Annotated in this window: 15 protein-coding genes; 4 read left to right on the top strand and 11 right to left on the bottom strand. The window is 46.9% G+C overall.

The features are described 5' to 3' along the window. Positions 1-14: 14 nt before the first annotated feature. The gene (locus tag AC56AD_RS03215) at positions 15-2,219 is read left to right on the top strand and encodes a BamA/TamA family outer membrane protein (RefSeq protein WP_012507446.1); all 2,205 of its coding nucleotides are present in this window, start codon (positions 15-17) and stop codon (positions 2,217-2,219) included. Between the two features lie 45 nt (positions 2,220-2,264). Beyond that, positions 2,265-2,930 carry a ribulose-phosphate 3-epimerase gene (rpe, locus tag AC56AD_RS03210; RefSeq protein WP_012507445.1) on the top strand — a complete coding sequence of 222 codons (666 nt, stop codon included), beginning with the start codon at positions 2,265-2,267 and terminating at the stop codon, positions 2,928-2,930. On the opposite strand, the gene trpC is transcribed toward rpe, so the two are convergent. The 4 genes from trpC to purD form a co-directional block, all read right to left on the bottom strand. Then, entirely contained in the window at positions 2,917-3,687 is a 771-nt protein-coding gene (gene trpC / locus AC56AD_RS03205) for an indole-3-glycerol phosphate synthase TrpC (protein ID WP_012507444.1), read from the bottom strand. The genes rpe and trpC overlap by 14 nt on opposite strands. Before the next feature lie 9 nt (positions 3,688-3,696). Further along, the gene (gene carB / locus AC56AD_RS03200; RefSeq protein ID WP_012507443.1) at positions 3,697-5,175 is read right to left on the bottom strand and encodes a carbamoyl-phosphate synthase large subunit; all 1,479 of its coding nucleotides are present in this window, start codon (positions 5,173-5,175) and stop codon (positions 3,697-3,699) included. Between the two features lie 91 nt (positions 5,176-5,266). Continuing rightward, on the bottom strand, positions 5,267-5,698 hold the full coding sequence (locus AC56AD_RS03195; RefSeq protein ID WP_012507442.1) for a M67 family metallopeptidase: 432 nt from the start codon (positions 5,696-5,698) through the stop codon (positions 5,267-5,269). Positions 5,699-5,719: 21 nt separating this feature from the next. Then, positions 5,720-7,000 carry a phosphoribosylamine--glycine ligase gene (gene purD, locus AC56AD_RS03190; protein ID WP_012507441.1) on the bottom strand — a complete coding sequence of 427 codons (1,281 nt, stop codon included), beginning with the start codon at positions 6,998-7,000 and terminating at the stop codon, positions 5,720-5,722. 176 nt (positions 7,001-7,176) lie between these two features. On the opposite strand from purD, the gene AC56AD_RS03185 reads away from it, so the two are divergent. Together AC56AD_RS03185 and lpxK are read left to right on the top strand one after the other, a co-directional pair. Beyond that, a complete protein-coding gene (locus AC56AD_RS03185; RefSeq protein WP_012507440.1) occupies positions 7,177-7,788 on the top strand; it encodes a DUF374 domain-containing protein in 612 nt (203 codons plus the stop codon). After that, a complete protein-coding gene (gene lpxK, locus AC56AD_RS03180; RefSeq protein ID WP_012507439.1) occupies positions 7,781-8,848 on the top strand; it encodes a tetraacyldisaccharide 4'-kinase in 1,068 nt (355 codons plus the stop codon). The genes AC56AD_RS03185 and lpxK overlap by 8 nt, the downstream gene beginning before the upstream one ends. A gap of 54 nt (positions 8,849-8,902) precedes the next feature. On the opposite strand, the gene AC56AD_RS03175 is transcribed toward lpxK, so the two are convergent. The 7 genes from AC56AD_RS03175 to AC56AD_RS03145 all read right to left on the bottom strand — a co-directional run bounded on the left by AC56AD_RS03175 (position 8,903) and on the right by AC56AD_RS03145 (position 18,045). Next, positions 8,903-9,445 carry a hydrolase gene (locus tag AC56AD_RS03175; RefSeq protein WP_012507438.1) on the bottom strand — a complete coding sequence of 181 codons (543 nt, stop codon included), beginning with the start codon at positions 9,443-9,445 and terminating at the stop codon, positions 8,903-8,905. A 266-nt stretch (positions 9,446-9,711) separates the two neighbouring features. Continuing rightward, a complete protein-coding gene (locus AC56AD_RS03170; protein ID WP_012507437.1) occupies positions 9,712-10,209 on the bottom strand; it encodes an Lcl domain-containing protein in 498 nt (165 codons plus the stop codon). A 298-nt stretch (positions 10,210-10,507) separates the two neighbouring features. Next, positions 10,508-11,206, bottom strand: coding sequence for an Lcl C-terminal domain-containing protein (locus AC56AD_RS03165; protein WP_083765304.1), 699 nt, complete (start codon positions 11,204-11,206; stop codon positions 10,508-10,510). Between the two features lie 283 nt (positions 11,207-11,489). Then, positions 11,490-14,774: an O-linked N-acetylglucosamine transferase family protein gene (locus AC56AD_RS03160; RefSeq protein WP_012507435.1), complete on the bottom strand. Its 3,285-nt coding sequence runs from the start codon at positions 14,772-14,774 to the stop codon at positions 11,490-11,492. Between the two features lie 545 nt (positions 14,775-15,319). After that, complete coding sequence (locus AC56AD_RS03155; RefSeq protein WP_049759881.1) at positions 15,320-15,811, bottom strand: hypothetical protein; 492 nt, start codon at positions 15,809-15,811, stop codon at positions 15,320-15,322. Positions 15,812-16,308: 497 nt separating this feature from the next. Continuing rightward, positions 16,309-17,058 (bottom strand): FkbM family methyltransferase, encoded by a 750-nt coding sequence (locus AC56AD_RS03150; RefSeq protein ID WP_012507433.1) that lies wholly within the window; start codon positions 17,056-17,058, stop codon positions 16,309-16,311. Positions 17,059-17,262: 204 nt separating this feature from the next. Further along, entirely contained in the window at positions 17,263-18,045 is a 783-nt protein-coding gene (locus AC56AD_RS03145; protein WP_012507432.1) for a glycosyltransferase, read from the bottom strand. Positions 18,046-18,070 lie beyond the last annotated feature (25 nt).

Here is an 18,070-nt window from a genome sequence, read left to right as displayed (position 1 = left end):
AACAGGATTCATGCTTGACAAAAGCAGTATTGACTCTTATCTCCCTTCTTCTGCTCTGTGCATTTCCGGCACAGGGCAGATCGATAAGCACAGGGAAAAAACAGGTGGCCGTATCGCCATATGTGAACAACATCCACTTCAGCGGCAATAAATCGATCAGTGAGGAGGAACTTCGCCTGATCATTGTAACCGCCGAAAACCGATCCTTTCTGGGACTCGGTCTCTTCGGGGGATCCCGAAGAGCATTCAATAAAGAGGAATTTGAAAAAGACCTCTTCCTCATCAAGAAACTCTACACCTATAAAGGCTTTTTTTTTACCGATCTGGATACCACCATTGTCAGGAAAAACGGTGGGAAAAAATTGGATATCAACATCCGTATCCGGGAAAATAATCCCTCAAAAGTTGACTTCATCACGTATGAAGGACTGGAAAAGATTCCTGCAGAACTCAAAACAGATTATCTCCACAATAAACGGCTCAACGTCAACGATGTATTCTCCGTTGAGAGACTGATTGAAGAGCGTGATCGAACCATAGCATTTTTCAAAGAGTACGGCTTTTCTTTTTTCCATGAAGACAGTATCCGCATCAAGGTTGATACCGTTGGAACCCGCGCAGGAGTCCTTTTTCGGCTCAGTTTGCCAAAACAGTTACACTATGGAGCCATCACGGCTATCGTACACAACCCGGTCAACAGCGACACCACACCAAAAACAAAAACCTATACAAAAGAGAACATCAGCGCAACCATTCTCGGTAACCAGCACATCTCCCCACATCTGATCACCTCGGCTATTGAATTCCGCCCAGGCGACATAACCCGAAAAAGCCTCGAACAGAGCACCTTGCAAAATTTTGGAGCAACCAATCTCTTTTCATCCATCTCCATCAGCCCTGACTCGGTACAAGCCGACAAACTCTACACCACCATTCACCTTGAAACGGCACCCAAGCATCAGATAGAACCAAAAATATTGGTTGATAACCGATACGGAGCCCTCTTTTTCGGCACCTCCCTGGCCTATGAAAACAAAAACCTGCTCGGTGGGGCTGAACAGTTTCGTGCATCCACAGAATACGGCACACAGGCCGGTTACAACAATAAACTCCTGCAAAACCTTGACACAGACCAATACGCGAGAGTTATTCCTTATGAGTTTGGCCTGAAAAGCTCGCTTGTCTTGCCCGTTCTCAAAAAACCGGGCAATTTCTACGCAACAACAGTTGAATATGCAGCAACAAAACTCCCGGTACTGCTCTCAAACAAAAACGGACTGCTCCGCGCAACCTACAGCGCCCGCCTGAATCCATCATCGCGCCTGAATTTTGATTTTTTTGAATTTGAATGGGTTAAAAAAGATTCCCTCAAAGGATTCAAACAACTTTTTGAAACTGATCTTGCCTATAATATCGGCATTGACCCCTCCAATGAAGCCGCAGTGAACGCCGGAATTGACAGCCTTCTTGAAACCCATGTCAACCAGACCTTCCGGCTTCGCTACAACTTCACAAACCGCCAAAGCGCTCCTGCTGAACGCACCATCCGCAACCTGGATCTCCTTCTTGAAGAATCCGGCAGCCTTGCATGGTTAATGGATACCTATTTAGACACAAAAAACTATAGCGGCTTCACTGACAAAGATCCCCAGATATTCGGTACAACCTATTCCCAATATGTGAAACTCGAAAGCGCCCTGAGCCTTGCAAAAAACTTCTCTCCACAGAGCCAACTTGCCGGAAGAGGACGTATAGGATGGATGACTCCCTATGGTAAGGCTGAAACGACCCCTGAAGAGCGCCGTTTTTATGCTGGAGGAACAAACAGTATGCGGGGCTGGCTTTTCAATACACTTGGACCAGGCCGCAGTGTGAGCAAGGTGGCTGCCAATTTCGGTGCCGACATCAAGCTTGAACTCAATATGGAATATCGACGAAAATTTTTCACCCTCTTTAATCAACCATCCGGAATCACCCTCTTTACCGATATTGGAAATATCTGGGATCGCAACGGAGTTTATGGCCTCACCCTTAAATCCCTTGCAAGAGACTTCGCCTGGGACGCAGGAATCGGACTGCGGATCGGCTCCCCTATAGGCCCATTCCGCTTTGATTTCGCCTATAAACTGCATGATCCAACGCAGGAAAAGCCTTGGCGCTTCTCTGCATTAAACATTGGTGACTACACCTTCAATTTTGGAATTGGTGAAGCTTTTTAATTATTTAACCGAATTATTTTTTTCACGATAACCAACCGGATAACCATGCCAGCACCATCGACGCTTCTTGCCCCTTCAATTCTGTCGGCTGACTTCACCCGACTTGAACACTCCATAGATATCGCTACAAAAGCTGGAGCTGACTGGATGCACTGCGACATTATGGACGGCAACTTTGTCCCCAACATCACCTTCGGCCCACTCATCGTTCAGGCTATTGCATCATGCACACCCATGATTATCGACACCCATCTGATGATAGTCGACCCGGATCGCTTCATTGAAGAGTTCATCAAGGCTGGCTCCCACCAGATAACCGTTCACCAGGAAGCATGCCCGCATCTCCACCGCACGATTCAGCTCATCAAAAGCCTCGGTGCAAAGGCTGGCGTCTCCATCAATCCAGGAACCTCGTTATCGACACTTGAATCCATCCTGCCAGATCTTGATCTTGTCCTTCTCATGTCGGTCAATCCCGGGTTCGGAGGACAGAAGTTTATTCCCTCCTCAATTGGCAAAATCCGCCAACTCCATGAGATGCGTCTGAAAGTGAATCCGGGAATGGTCATTGCCATTGATGGCGGCATAACGGAAGAAAACGGGCAGGAAGTTGTTTCGGCTGGAGCCGATGCGCTGATTGCTGGCACGGCATTCTTCAAAGCGGCCAATCCAGCACAAACGGCGGCAAAATTCAGGGCTATGACCAGGTAATCCTGCCAAGCTCGGGGCTGGTATACAGTCCCTCTCCTATCAGCACGGCATCAAACGATGCCTGCTCGATAAGAGCGATATCAGCGGAGCTTTTCAAACCACTTTCGGAAACAGCAAGAACATCAGAAGGAATAAAGGGACGAAGCGAGAGCGATGTCTCAAGTTTGAGGGAAAAGTCTTTCAGATCCCGATTATTGACACCGATGATCGGTGCGCCCTTTTCAATCGCCCTGTCAAGCTCCTTGCGGTCATGCACCTCCACAAGCACATGCAGGCCAACAGAGGCCGCCAACTGCAGGTAATCGCCAAGCTGACAGGAATCAAGCGCAGCCACGATAAGCAGAATGGCATCGGCTCCTGTCAGACGGGACTGAAAAATCTGGGACTCATCGATAATGAAATCCTTGCGCAGCACAGGCAACTGAAATGAGCGGCTCACCATCTGAAGATAGTCGATTGAACCCTGAAAAAAAGTGCGGTCAGTCAGCACAGAATAGGCCGCAGCGCCAAGCTCTCCATAGCGGCGTGCAATGTTGACCGGATCAAAATCAGGAACAATAAGACCTCTCGAAGGAGAGGCTTTTTTAATCTCGGCAATCAGCCGCAACCCCCTGCCGGTGCGCCGGAGTGCGCCGGTAAAATCACGGGTGGGCGCCAGAGAGCCCTGCAACTCAGCGTAACGACGGGCGGGATGCTCACTGGCAAGTTCCCCTACCTCCCGCTCTTTCTCCTCCAGTATCCTGCTCAGATAGCTCATAACCCCCGCTCAGACTGCTGCGGCCAGTTCCCTGAGCTTCTCTTCAAGCTCAACGATCTGGAGAATGTTATCGAGGAACCAGGGATCTATACCTGTTGACTGATGAACCTCGTCAACAGTAGCGCCAGCCTGGAATGCATAACGCAGATAAAACATCCGGTCAGCTTTCGGTATCCTGATTTTCTCAAGAATATCCTCCCTGGCAAACTTCTTCTGTTGCGGAGTCATGGCAAGGACATTCATGACATCCTTTCCATCAGAACCAAGCCCTGCCCGGCCGATTTCAAGGCCGCGAAGCGACTTCTGCAACGCTTCCCTGAAGTTTCGTCCAAAAGCCATGACCTCACCGACCGACTTCATCTGTACACCAAGACGGGCGTCAACATTTTTGAACTTTTCAAAATCCCAGCGGGGAATCTTGACAACACAGTAATCAATTGCCGGTTCAAAACTCGCGGGAGTCGTTCTGGTGATATCATTGAGGATCTCATCAAGCGTGTATCCAACAGCAAGTTTGGCCGCTACTTTTGCAATCGGAAATCCGGTCGCCTTCGAGGCCAGAGCAGAGCTGCGCGAAACACGAGGATTCATCTCAATAACCACAATACGGCCATTGAGAGGATTAATTGCAAACTGGATATTGCTGCCGCCAGTCTCGACACCTATTTCACGAATTATACGAACCGAAGCGTCCCTCAGCTCCTGATACTGGCGATCCGTAAGCGTCTGGGCCGGAGCAACCGTAATACTATCGCCCGTATGCACTCCCATCGGATCAACATTCTCAATAGAACAGACAATAATCACATTATCTGCCAGATCACGGATAACCTCAAGCTCATACTCTTTCCAGCCAATCAGGCACTCCTCAACAAGCACTTCACTGATAGGACTTTCAGTAAGGCCCCTGCGTATGGCATCATAATAGTCTGCTTTTGTCTCGGCAAAACCACCGCCGGTACCACCAAGTGTAAACGAGGGACGGATAACAATCGGCAGACCAATCTCCTCAAGCGCCTCTTTTGCCTCTTTTTCATTCCGGACAAAAAAACCTTTGGCCATCTCCAGGCCAATTTTTTTCATGGCATCACTGAAAAACTCACGATTTTCAGCTTTTCTGATTGCACGAAGCTTCGCGCCAATCAGTTCAACTCCGTTACGTTCAAGAATACCGGATTCGGCCAAACTGACCGCAATGTTCAAAGCCGTCTGGCCACCCATCGTCGGCAGAAGCGCATCGGGTTTTTCGCGTTCGATAATTTTCTGAACATATTCCGGCGTAATCGGCTCAATATAGGTAGCATCAGCAAACTCTATGTCAGTCATAATGGTTGCCGGATTGCTGTTAACCAGCACAACCCGATACCCGTCCTCCTTAAGGGCGCGGCACGCCTGGGTGCCGGAATAATCAAATTCACAAGCCTGGCCGATCACAATAGGACCGGCACCAATCACTAATATCGACTTTATATCTTCCCGCTTTGGCACGTTTTTTCGGGGTTTAATACTTGACTGAGCTTAAAAAAAAGGTAATGTACAAAATAATTGAAGAGTTTTTCTGCCCCAAAGCCAGGAGACACTATTCCAGCACACGAATCTGTTCCTGATGAACCCCTCCCGACCCCCGCCGCAGCCATGCTGTAACCTCCTTTGGTTGCGCATTCATCAGTGAAATAATAAGCAGCGTATGGCCGGGACGTGCAAAATCAACATCATGCAATGACGGAAGGGCCGGAGAATTGATATGGGAATGGTAAGAGCCGATAATTTCATATCCAAGCATTCTGGCCTCACGCTCAACATCAAGATACTCCTGGTGGGCAATCTCAAAACCCTGCTCTTTACCAAAATAGAGGCAGTTCCTGCAGGGGGCAACTTCATAGACAATATTCTCTACATTTCCCCTGTGATCACTGTTTTGAATGCCGACCAGGAGCCCGCAACACTCATAAGGCAACTCCCGAAACGCCTGCTCCTGGATAATCTCGAATTGACGCCTGGGTAGCTTCATGGCAAAACTATTGACTGAAAATTAAAGAGCCTTGGCTCCAATATCTGTACGATAATAAGCCCCTTCAAAACTGATCTTTTCAACCGCACTGTAGGCCCGATCAATACTCTCCCTGAGCGTATCCCCGAGCGCTGTCACCGAAAATACCCTTCCACCCGCAGTGACAAGTCGCCCACCCTCGTAAGCCGTTCCAGCATGAAACACCTGACAATCCTTCATGGCGGAAAGCTCATCTGCCAGAGCAACAGCCTTGCCGGTTTCATAATGGTCAGGATAGCCAGCAGAGGCAATGACAACTGTTGCCGCCGATTTCTGATACATTTCAAAAGGCACCTCTCCGAGTGTACCATCAACACTCGCCTGAAGAGCTGCAATAAAATCGCTTTTCAGCAGGGGAAGTACCACCTGTGTCTCCGGATCGCCCATACGTGCATTATACTCGACAACAAAGGGTTCACCCCGATCAATCATGAGACCGACATACAAAAAGCCGGTATACGGATACCCATCATCCCTCATACCCTTCAAGGTTGGCTGGATAATCCGCTCTTCAACCTTCTGCATCACTTCAGAAGTCACCAGCGGCGCAGGAGCATAAGCGCCCATACCACCCGTATTCTTGCCGGTATCGCCATCGCCGATACGCTTATGATCCTGTGCAGGCAGAAATAAACGGTAGCGGGTACCATCCGTCAAAGCAAAAACACTCGCCTCCTCTCCCTGCAAAAAATCCTCGATAACCACCTCATTGGCTGCATCGCCAAAAATACGCTCTTCAAACAACGCATTATTTGCCATCATGGCCTGCTCCCTGTCAAGCGCGATGAAAACCCCTTTTCCGGCACATAATCCACTTGCCTTGATCACCTGCGGAAACAAGGTCTCCGGCAATCCGATATAAGCATTGGCGGAAAGCGCATCATGAAATACATGGTACCCTGCCGTAGGAATCCCGTGTCGCCGCATGAACTCCTTGGCAAACACCTTGCTCGACTCAAGAGAGGCTGCCTCCTGTGCAGGGCCGACTATTTTTTTACCCGCACGGCGAAAGAGATCCACAATACCAAGTTCAAGCGGAGCCTCCGAACCAACAACAGTCAAGTCAATGGCATTCTCCTCCGCAAATCGAAGCAGATCATCAAGCGCAGTCACTTTCAGTGGCACATTACAAACAGGTCCGCCCATCATAGCGGTACCACCGTTTCCTGGCGCCACAAAAACTCTCTGAACACCCTCACTCTCCACAGCACATTGGCACATGGCATGTTCACGAGCGCCACTTCCTATAATCAAAACATTCATAATCTCTGTACAGGCATTTGCCCTATTTGAGCCTGTGCATTGTCTGCACAGTTTGTTAAATTACTCCCCCCTTTGGAACCATAGCCAGTATATAATCCACCGGGAATAAAATAAAGAATAAAATAAATTTTTCCTGTCCGCTCAAGTTCCCTGTATGCCATTTATTTTCAACACCTATGCCGCTCTCCCCGCTGATTTCCCGCCATCTCATTCCCTTTGCACTGAAACTTCTTTATGCAAGCCTGCGGATATCGGTCATACCAAAAATAATACAGCTTCCCGACAAAGAGGTCATCATCACCTTCTGGCATGGTAAAATGATCACAGGCTGGCTTCTTGCCCAAAGACTCTTTCCCGAAAAAAAAATAACTGCTGTGGTAAGCATGTCCGAAGACGGTAAAACTCTTGCCGATACACTTGAACGACTCGGTTTCTCGCTCATACGGGGTTCAAGCTCAAAAGGGGGTGCCGCAGTCAAACAGGCCATGCAAAAAGCCCTGCAAAACGGCAATATTGTCGCCCTTACCCCCGACGGACCACGCGGACCTGCCAATCAGTTCAAATACGGCACATTGCGCCTGGCCTCCGAAAACCACTATCCACTGGTTTTTGCCGAAATCCGTCATAAAAAAAGCTGGACACTCAAAAGCTGGGATCAGTTTGAAATTCCGAAACCTTTCAGTGAAACGTCCGTCCAACTCCACCTTATCCATCTGCCTGCATTCGAAAACGAAGCAGAGATAGAATCGTATACAAAGCAACTTGCAATCCAGCTTCACCATGCATAACCCACTCTCCATACTGCTCAGACCCGCAGCCCTTGGCTACCGGGTTATTGTGCAGCTCCGCAATACACTCTTTGACCGACAGCTTCTGCCTGCCTGGAAATCACCCGTGCCCATAGTTTCAATAGGGAACCTCTCTGTCGGCGGTACAGGAAAAACTCCGCTTGTCGATTGGGTTGTCAAGTACTATCTCTCCATCGGCTGCAAACCGGCCATCATCTCCCGAGGGTATCGGAGAGAATCAAAAGGCGTACAACTGGTCTCAGACGGACAAAAAGTCCTGCTCAGCAGCAGCGAGTCCGGCGATGAAACCGCAATGCTCGCCTGGAACAACCCCGATGCCATTGTCATTGTTGCAAAAAAAAGAAAAGAGGCCGTAAAGTATCTTGTAAAACACTTTGCAGCAAGAATGCCCTCCGTTATCATCCTTGACGACGCATTCCAGCACCGCCAAATCCAGAGAGAGCTCAATATTGCCATCATAAACGTATCAGAACCTTTTCTGAAGGCAAGAATGCTGCCCGAAGGACGCATGAGGGAACCGCTTAAAAACCTTTCAAGAGCTGACCTGATTGTACTGAACAAAATCGATGATCCGGAAAAAGCTGATGCAATAGTGCGAAAAATAAAAGAGAGAGGGACGCCACTCATAAAAGCGCGCGTTGCCATTGCAGAACTGGTCTGTTTTTCCGGCGCATTTATCTCCTCAGAAGAGGCCCCTCCTCTGACCAGCATCAGCGCACTCGCCTTCGCAGGTATCTCCTCTCCCCAAAGCTTTCTCGATAGTCTGGGAAAAGAGGGAGTAACCATTGCTGCGCACCGTTTTTTCTACGATCACGAACCTTACAGCGCAAAAAAGCTGACGGAGATATTCCGTGAAGCCGAATCCAAAGGACTTAGCCTGATCACAACAGAAAAAGACTACTTCCGAATGCTGGGACATCCCGAACTTATCCGCATTATCACCGCGCGGCCCTGTTACTATCTGAAAATCAAAACCGATATCTTCGAAGGGAAAGAGATCCTGCAGTCGATGCTTCGAAAAGCTGTGGCGATGAAATAAATTATGGATTGGTTTGTGGTGTGCAACCATAGGGGCAACCACAAGAGGTTGCCCCTACTCTTTGATGATTTTTGAAATTGCCTTGAAGCGCTCACCCTCGGCCACACGCAGCAATTCAAAGACCGCCATTTCCGTGCTGGTCAATGATGCTCCGGCTTTTTCAATACAGCGAATCCCGAGAAGCCGGTTTGCTTCCGTTCTGGACGAAACAGCATCGGTCACCAGATGGACATTATACCCAAACTCAACAAGATCAACCGCTGTCTGGTAAACACAAACATGGGCCTCCATACCGACAACAAGAATATCGTTTCGGTTAAAAGATCGGAGTTGCTTCATAAACTCAGGGGTTCCGCAACAACTGAATGAGAGCTTTTCAACAGGCACCATTCCTGGTAACAGCTCCTTCAGAGTATCAACAGTTGAGCCCAACCCTTTTGGATACTGTTCGGTCACGAGAACCGGAACATCAAGAATCAGACAAGCCCTGACCAACTTGCTGATATTGGTTTCAAGGGCTGCCGGCTGAACAACAGACTGTGCCAGCCGCCCCTGCACATCAATAACAAGCAATAACGTTTCCCTCGAACTCAGCATGGCAATACGCTCAATAAAAAACTTGAAAAGAGATAGTACTCAGTATACGGCATACAATGAAAAAAAAACAATTCTGTATCTTTTTTCAAGGGAATTATTTCAGTATCCGACTCTCTACAACCATCACACATCGCCCGCAACCCCAACGGATATTTACTATAGCATAAACGCAAAAAGGCAGGCCTGTACAACAAGCCTGCCCCCTCACTGTTAAAAACAACAGAACTTTTCTCCACATGCCACCTGCTATGGCACAAAGCAGACCCTTAGAACTTCCGTATTGCCCGTATACGCCTTATGCCAGTCAAAGCACCTGACTTTACAGAAAGAACCTTCTCTCCATTATAAAAATCCAGAGCCCACGCTTTCTGATTGTCAACCTCGGATCCGCTCCAGTAGTAGCTATAATCCCTGAACCCACCAACAATCGCCTGATTTTTATATAACAGGCTCAGCTCCTGCTGTGTCGGCAAACTCCAGCCCTTATAACCACTCAACTCAAGCCGCTCCGCCGCAGCCTTGGCCTCAGCCCAGCTTAGCGACTCCTGAGGTAAATCCTCCTTGGCCGCAACCATACCATGCTCTTCGCCCGCAACATAACCCGGATCACCCGGCTGAAGGATATAAACAACCTTCCCCCCACCATACTCATCCCCAACCTTGGGTGCTGCAAACGACACCTCGGAAACAGCCAAAACACCCAGACCCCACAGCAATAAAGCCGTAAAAAGTCTGATACCGAATTTTCCAAAAAAATGTTCCATGACCTGAATAGTTATCAATAATTAAACAAAAAAACATACTACATCATGATGATCAACCGTCAGCACTGCCAAAGGGAGAGACAAAAAAGCAAACATACTGATACACTTCATATAACATCACACTCAATCTATACACGCAATATATAACAAAAGAGGCTTTTTATAAATTTACTTTTGTTTTTTTACAGTTTTCACCCGGAAAACTCCACCCGACAGTTATTTTTATTGACACCGGTCAAGTAAAAAAAAGAGCTCCCGACCTAACCAAACTTCACGCAGATTATGCATCACCACCTTCCTAAAACTTCCGTACAGGACGAACACGCAAAGTGGCGCTCTTTTTGACAGAATTCTGAGTGCCGCCAAAAAAGTCCTGCGACCAGGCCTCTTGCGCATCACTCGATGTCGAATTCCAGTACAACGTATCCAAAAAGCCACCAACAGCCCCCTTGCTGAAAAACAGCCTGTTCAGTTCATCCTTGTCAGGCAAATACCAATCATCGTAACCATGAAGAGTCAAACTATCACAGGACACCCGTGCTTCCGCCCAACTGAAGAATCCGGGGAGATCTTCTTCAGCAGCAATCAGACCATGCTGCACCGTAACACGATTACCCGGTTGCTGACCGGGCTTTGCAATAGTGGCAACACCTCCGTCTCCAAAGCTGTCACGACCAACCATCACCACAGCCTGAGATGATGCACTTGCAGCCACAAGCCAGGCGCCAGTAAGCAGCAAAGTCAGTAATATGATAAATGCAAAAAGCTTCATAATGGCATACACTCCGTCTTCTCCAGAATGTGCACTCCCGCACTGAACTCGACCATCCTTTTTTTCAGTCTCATGACGAAAGCCCCTCCTTTTTTCACCTGTCCGCAAGAGATCGCCCCCCGACCAATTCGTCATTCCCCCCACCACAGCTCCCTGTACCATCACACCATTATATTTGGAACTCATTACAGTAAAAGGAGTAATCATCATAATCACTTTTCCCATAGATGTGGAAAAATGCTAAAATACCCGTATAATAAAAAAACAGTATTATCCGTCAATGTATATATCCTGAACGCAGCAGATATTCTTACACCAACGAAGAAAAAAAACATTGACTGGGGAAGATATAGGTATTTTTTCGCAAAATAAACAATTAAAATACGACCTCTTCGTTATATAGCCTATAACACCTTTAATCTGAAGCGGTTCGGAAAAACACAGATTGGATAGAAGGTGCTCACAACCGACTGAAGCGAGCGACTCAACGCATCACTCAACCAACAACTCATTTCCGAACAGCATAAAGCTCCATCTGTGCCTTGTAACGGTTTGGAATCCCAAAATCAGCAACGTCAAATCCTCTTTCACCAAGCAAAGCGATCAACCTCTCTCGACTGAAATTATGATAATGTTCAATCTCCATCCAATATGGATTGCATTTAGCCGCATCCATCATCCTCCAGCTTGAACACGAGAGATCAGGCAGACTGATAACAAGAACACCACCCGGCCTGACAAGCTCTGCCGCCTTGCCCAGAGCAAGCCCTGGATAGGGCATATGTTCAAGCACATCCATCATCGAAAGCACATCGAGCTTACGTTCAAAAGTACATTGCATGAAATCCCCCTCCTCCGCCTTGAAACCAAGCTCAATAATACGGCGTACCGCCTCACTGCGAGCGTCAAGCCCCAATGCGGTAAAGCCAAAATCACCCGCAGTCATAACAAGCGCACCATCACCACATCCAACGTCTACCCATGTTGGATGGGAACCATTATCCATGATACTACGATATCCTCCAAGCAGATTGAGCACCCTGTCCACGACTGGTACCCAGTTCGCTCGCTTTGCGTCCTGACTGGCGCCGAAACCTGCAAGCTGGTTTTGTTGAGCATTCCGAAAAAGTTCATCAATACCAGCCTGAGTCCAGAAGTGGCGGGTATAAACATGGTGACAACCTGGACAACGCATCCACTCCAATATACGAGGAAGCGGTTCATGCCACAGAGTGTGACGGCTGCAGTCTGCACGGCCATACAAGGAGTTCTTGCATCCACATAAGGGACAGCATGCATACTCTTGCTGTAACTGCGATATGGTTCCTGTACTGCCTTGCGCTGATGGCAGCGAAAACAGGTGATCGGGCGGTAGCTCCTGCTGATAGCGTTCGTACATCATACAATAAGCTTGTTCTATATGCCGGGTAAAACGCTTGGTATCAAACAGCGGTGTTGCAAGCCGATTCTGCTCCAGTTTACGGCGGATATTGCCCAGTTTTGCCGGATTGGAAGCAAGTTCAATCGCAAGAGCCTCATACTCCTCCTGCTTGGACGTTATGAGCTCCGGCAACTGCATCGCGTTCAGCAAACTTGCCGCCACCCTGCCAGCAAACGATTCACCAAGCAGCGTCAAGAGTGGCAAACCTGCCCACAAGGCATCGCTTGCCGTCGTGTGAGCATTGCAAGGGAAGGTGTCAAGGAACAGATCCCCCAACCGCTGCCTTGCGAGATGTTCAGCAAGCGGCATCCGTTTTGCAAATACAAGCCTGGCGGCATCAACACCCCTCTGCATCGCTTCATTCCGCAAATTATCCGCTGCTGCCACATTATCCTCAAGAAGCCAAAGCACACTCCCCTCTACCTGTCCAAGAATACGCATCCAGCCATCAAAAGTTGCCGGGGTAATTTTATTGTTATTGTTAAAACATGCAAACACGAATCCTTGCTCGGGCAAACCGCACTCTTTGCGGGTAAAGAGTTTCTCCGCAATGACGCGCTTTGTATCGTTGACCTGATAACTGTCGGGCAGATAGACGATTTTTTCTGTATAGTACTTTCGGGAGCCTTCCGGTATCAGCATACTGTCCGCAATCAGATAATCAATATACCCGACCCCCATGGTGCCAGGGTAACCCAGATAGCTGACCTGTATCGGCGCTGCCCGCAGGGCAAAAATCCCTCTCCGAAAACCTTGTGTAAAGCCTTTGAGATCAATGGCAATATCAATTTCCAAATCCCTTGAGAAGAGGACAATCTCTGCATCAGATCGAGTCCGCACATCAAAAAAATGATCAAAAGCAGCGGCAACCCTTTTTCTCATTTTATCTTGCCTGTCAGGCCCGAAAGAAAAGGCAAAAAGCTCAAACTGAGATCGATCATGCCGTTCAAACAACTCTGCCATCAAATATGCCGTAGCATGATCATGAAAATCCGCCGAATAGTATCCAATACGGATTTTTTCATGCCGAGAACGTTTGGAAATTGCTGAGGGCACCTGGGGAGAAAAACAGCTTTCCCCAACAGAGATCATAGCCACCTTTTTCTGCAAGAGCAACGAATCACTTATGGAGAGAAAAGAAAATGGCACTGCAACCTTTTCAGAGCGCTCTATTTTCTGAAAAAGTCGAGAGAGCTGACACTCGAAATCTCTCCAGTCACACATCTGCATTTTTATATTCAGGCACATTCCAGACAAAAAATCATAATCCGGCTTGAGAGCCAAAGCCTGCTCATAACTCGCCAATGCCTCTACGTGCCGCTTCAACTTCTGTAACACCACACCACGATTATAGCAAGCCTCCGCATAGTCCGGCCTGACAAGCAGAGCTCTGTCATAACTCAACAACGCCTCTTCATAGAGTTGCAGTCCCTGTAATGCAACGCCGCGATCGGAGTGTGCCTCTGCATAGTCCGGTTTGAGAGCTATCGCCTTGTCATAACTGAGTACAGCCTCCCCGTAGCGCTTCAAATACTGCAACACATTACCAAGATTTGCATACGCTATTGCATAGTCAGGATTGATAGCACAGGCTTTTTCAAAACTGAAAACAGCCTCTTCGTAACGTTTCAGCTCCTGTAACGCTATGCCCCGGTTAACGTAAGCCCTTACAGAGTCCGGATTGACGGCAATCGCCCTGTCATAACTCAGCACAGCCTCTTCATAGCGCTTCAGATCCTGTAACACATTACCAAGATTTGCATACGCTATTGCATAATCCGGATTGATGGCAAGAGCTTTTTCAAAACTGAAAACAGCCTCCCCGTAACGTTTCAAGTCCTGAAGAACATTACCGCGATGAAACCAGATACGGGCATTGTCCGCATCATTGGTCAGCGCATGATCGTAACTCAACACAGCCTCGTCAAACCGCCCAAGCTCCTGTAACATCACACCACGATTCAAGGAGGCCTCGGCATAATCGGGTTTCACGGCAAGCGCATGCTCATAACTGCATAATGCTTCATCAAAACGATGCAACTCCTCGTAGACCACACCCTGATTGTTGAGTGTAGCTGCATGGCGGGGATTGATTTTGAGGGCATGATCAAACAACACAAGAGAGTCTTCGAACCGCTTTTTTTGCACAGCAATGATCGCCAAAAGCCGCAACGCCTCAAAATGTTCCGGATCTGATTGCACGATCTCACGATAAAGAGCCTCAGCCTCCTCCAAACGGCCCTGTTGATGCAGCAAGAACGCTGAACGCAACACAAAAGCGGTATCCTCTTTTGACACTTCCCGCTTGACAACAAGATGCTCAGGCTTGCAACTCATTCTGATATCGTTCATACATCATCCTATAGAGTTCTTCCAGATTCCGGGTAAATAACAGGGTGTCAAACAAGGGCATTGCCAGCCGGTTCAGCTCCAGTTTACGACGCATATTGCCCGGTTTTTCCGGAATGGTGTTAAAATTCAATTTCCCCAACAGAGATCACGGCCACCTTGTTCGGCATGAGCAGTGAATCACTTATGGAGAGAAAAGAAAAAGGCACTGCAACCTTTTCAGATCACTCTTGTTTCTGAAAAAATGGAGAGAGCTGATACTCGAAATCTCTCCAGTCGCACATCAGCATGTTTATATTCAGGCACATTTCAGAAAAAACTCATAATCCAGCTTGAGAGCTATTGCCTTGTTCTAACCGGGTACAGCCTCCCCATAGCGCATCAAATACTGCAACACATTTCCAGAATTGCAAAACACAGACTCCGTCTTCAGTACATAACCAACACTACCCGTAATCTGCAACATTCCTTGAAAAATTTCCCACCCGCCAGACAAGTGTCATCGGCTATTTCGAGCGTAATGCCGGGTCAATCAGACAACTCGTCTCTTACAATAATCGTACTCCGATTAACTTCAGCCTCTGCTCCTCTGATTGGGCTGAATTACGAAACTCAGCTTGATCATGCTGATGACTATTGTAGTTGCCAATGATGCTCGCAACCCGTTGCATTTTCTTTTTGTTCTGTACAAGCAAACGCCACCACACTGCATCGCCAATCACGCGTATCAAGGTGCCATCGCCAAACTGATATGGATACCTGGCAAGAGTCTTGTGTAGATGGGTACGCCACATACAAGCTGGCCCAAGCGTACCGCGCGAGCCTGTACCGCTGCCCAATCGAGTGAGATCACCCGCTGGTGGCCATGCAGGAATGAATGGCAGTTCGCTGGCCGGGAATGAAGAAGCGACTGCGTCTGTCTCCTCCTGGCTGTAACAAATCTTCCAGTCACCGCCCACCAGATCGCTTCCGCTATCAAGCGCACTCTCCATCACCTCCACCGCATCCATGGCCAGTCGATCATCAAGATTCAAATTCATGACATACGGAGTTTGCACCATCGAAAGCGCAAGATTCCATTGCGCTTTCCAAAGAAAAATTGCTCAAAAAGAAACCGGTCCTGGCCAAGTTGAGAATAAAATTGCATGAGCGCTTCACAAAAATTGATAACGAAGAAAACAATACCATACGCCAAGGAATACGTCTAAACCAACTCCACATTACAGAACAACTGGTTATTGAAAGCTTAACTGAATTCGGAATTATAAATCAATTACAATGCTGCAATGTTATACCGACTATAAGCCCAACAACAACAAGATTAATAATCATTGATATAGTGCATGTTACCTGTATTGTGATCTGTACTAAAGATATTACAGCTCCGAATGTAACTGATAGGTCTGGAACATCGCAATAATGATTTCGTCCAGTAGATATTGCATTTTTTTCAAGCAATATACCATTATTAAAAACAACCACTTCATCAATTCAGGGCAGTTTCGGCCTGATCTATTAACTCTTATTGATTAATCTATTATTTATACCAACAAGACGGCAACAACAAATCATTATTTTCAGGAACATTTTTCCTGTCTGATGGATGAGGAAAGAATAATGATGGCTCCATCTCCGTTATTCTGTCTTTTCTTAAAAAAGTAAACTCTACAACCGGAGGAATTTCAAATTTATTATAGACAATAGATCTACAACAATTATTCGGATGAATATGAACAATCTTAAAATCTTTTAATATCTTAGTGAACGCCAGATTAATTAATTCCCATCCAAATTTATCAATCAAGGCATACATGCTATGAAATTCGATTACCATAATTCGAAATTTTCGAAGTATTTCGCTGCTTGTATCAAAAATGACACCGTACTCCCCTCCTTCGATATCCATTTGCAGAATGTAATCTGTTTGATTTGGCGCACTTTTCTTGACCCAATTTTCAAGAGTCATATCAGTCGAGGTTTCGGATGGCCCTAAATATTTTTTTTCAAAGTGAAACAATTTATTCTGAACAGGAGGAGCCTCCACTGAATAATCAGCCAAAAAACACGTAATCCCTCTTTTCACCAAATCAAGTTCAAAATCTACGATAGTTGATACTCCTGGCGAGAAGCATACTTTTATTTTATCCAAATCATCTGGAATCAAGTAGCCACCATCAAACTCACCCCCAATTCTGATCAAAGGATGATTAGTGGTGACTGGTTTGATCAAACGAAAAAAATGTGCTAATCGATCAGGATTAACTGATAAAACAATTTGCTTTTGCATAAAAAAACCTCAATTAATACTGTTTTCTGATTGATTATATAAACTTTTGCAACAGACAATATTAACGAACTTGAACAATCACAGGACAAGAGAGAGCCTGCAGTCCTGCATAAATCGTTGTACATGATATTCCCGCCACTTCTGAAACCATCATATCAAGAACTACGAACTTCGACTATTACCCCTGGAGCTCATCGACTATTATCACCAGGGTATCCTGCCGAAACGCTCAACCAGAGAGCGACATTCACTTTGTGATCTGGCCCTGTAATCCGGCAATGTTGCTATTTTCTCCATTCCTGCCTCAGAGTGCCTGAGACGACGCACAAGGGGTAACGCTTCCGAGTGTCTTGCCAACCGAACTGATCCTTTTGAGCTTTTCAATACATTATCAAGCCATGGCCTTACCGCAGCAATATAGCGGGCATCGACAGGAGCGGTAGCTTCAACCAGATGAATTCGAGAAACCTTCGCCAACGAAAGCCTTCCAAGCCATTCATTATCAAGATGGAAACGGTATTCCTCATTAAACTTTCCTACACTCTTCAAAACATCGGAACTCATAAACCAGCCTGATGGAGTTGGAAAATCATTTATCCTCAGCAATACATTATTTTCGTCATATTCAAGCTGTGTCGATGAGACGAATGGTGCAAATAATATCGCTTGAGCAGCAGCTTCCAGGTATTTTGGATACCACTCATCATCATCCTCCAAAAAAGCTGCAAATTGAGTATCGACTAAATCAATTGCTGCATTTAGTGCCGATGCCTGAGAACCCCCTGAGCTTTCAATACATCTCACTTTAAGCTGTTCAATTGCATTCTTTTCAAGCATCTTTCCTTTATCTACACTAACAAGAACAGTCAAGTCATAATTATCTATTGCTGTCTGTTTTTTTATTGATTGAACAGCCTTTTCAAGAAACGATAATTGTTTGGGCTGAAACCGGGAAGGGATAATAACAGTCAAGGTTTTTTTTTGCATCGCGATACGTGATCAGGAATGTTTT

The organism is Pelodictyon clathratiforme (assembly GCF_982375515.1).
This window is presented reverse-complemented; position numbering and strand designations above follow the sequence as displayed.

Bases quoted from the DNA above. Each gene is read 5' to 3' on its own strand.
- AC56AD_RS03175 (WP_012507438.1), bottom strand. From the start codon at position 9,445: ATGCTGAGTTCGAGGGAAACGTTATTGCTTGTTATTGATGTGCAGGGG.
- AC56AD_RS03145 (WP_012507432.1), bottom strand. From the start codon at position 18,045: ATGCAAAAAAAAACCTTGACTGTTATTATCCCTTCCCGGTTTCAGCCC.
- purD (WP_012507441.1), bottom strand. From the start codon at position 7,000: ATGAATGTTTTGATTATAGGAAGTGGCGCTCGTGAACATGCCATGTGC.
- AC56AD_RS03160 (WP_012507435.1), bottom strand. From the start codon at position 14,774: ATGAACGATATCAGAATGAGTTGCAAGCCTGAGCATCTTGTTGTCAAG.
- AC56AD_RS03150 (WP_012507433.1), bottom strand. From the start codon at position 17,058: ATGCAAAAGCAAATTGTTTTATCAGTTAATCCTGATCGATTAGCACAT.
- AC56AD_RS03195 (WP_012507442.1), bottom strand. From the start codon at position 5,698: ATGAAGCTACCCAGGCGTCAATTCGAGATTATCCAGGAGCAGGCGTTT.
- rpe (WP_012507445.1), top strand. From the start codon at position 2,265: ATGCCAGCACCATCGACGCTTCTTGCCCCTTCAATTCTGTCGGCTGAC.
- lpxK (WP_012507439.1), top strand. From the start codon at position 7,781: ATGCATAACCCACTCTCCATACTGCTCAGACCCGCAGCCCTTGGCTAC.
- AC56AD_RS03170 (WP_012507437.1), bottom strand. From the start codon at position 10,209: ATGGAACATTTTTTTGGAAAATTCGGTATCAGACTTTTTACGGCTTTA.
- trpC (WP_012507444.1), bottom strand. From the start codon at position 3,687: ATGAGCTATCTGAGCAGGATACTGGAGGAGAAAGAGCGGGAGGTAGGG.
- AC56AD_RS03165 (WP_083765304.1), bottom strand. From the start codon at position 11,206: ATGGGAAAAGTGATTATGATGATTACTCCTTTTACTGTAATGAGTTCC.
- AC56AD_RS03155 (WP_049759881.1), bottom strand. From the start codon at position 15,811: ATGAATTTGAATCTTGATGATCGACTGGCCATGGATGCGGTGGAGGTG.
- AC56AD_RS03185 (WP_012507440.1), top strand. From the start codon at position 7,177: ATGCCGCTCTCCCCGCTGATTTCCCGCCATCTCATTCCCTTTGCACTG.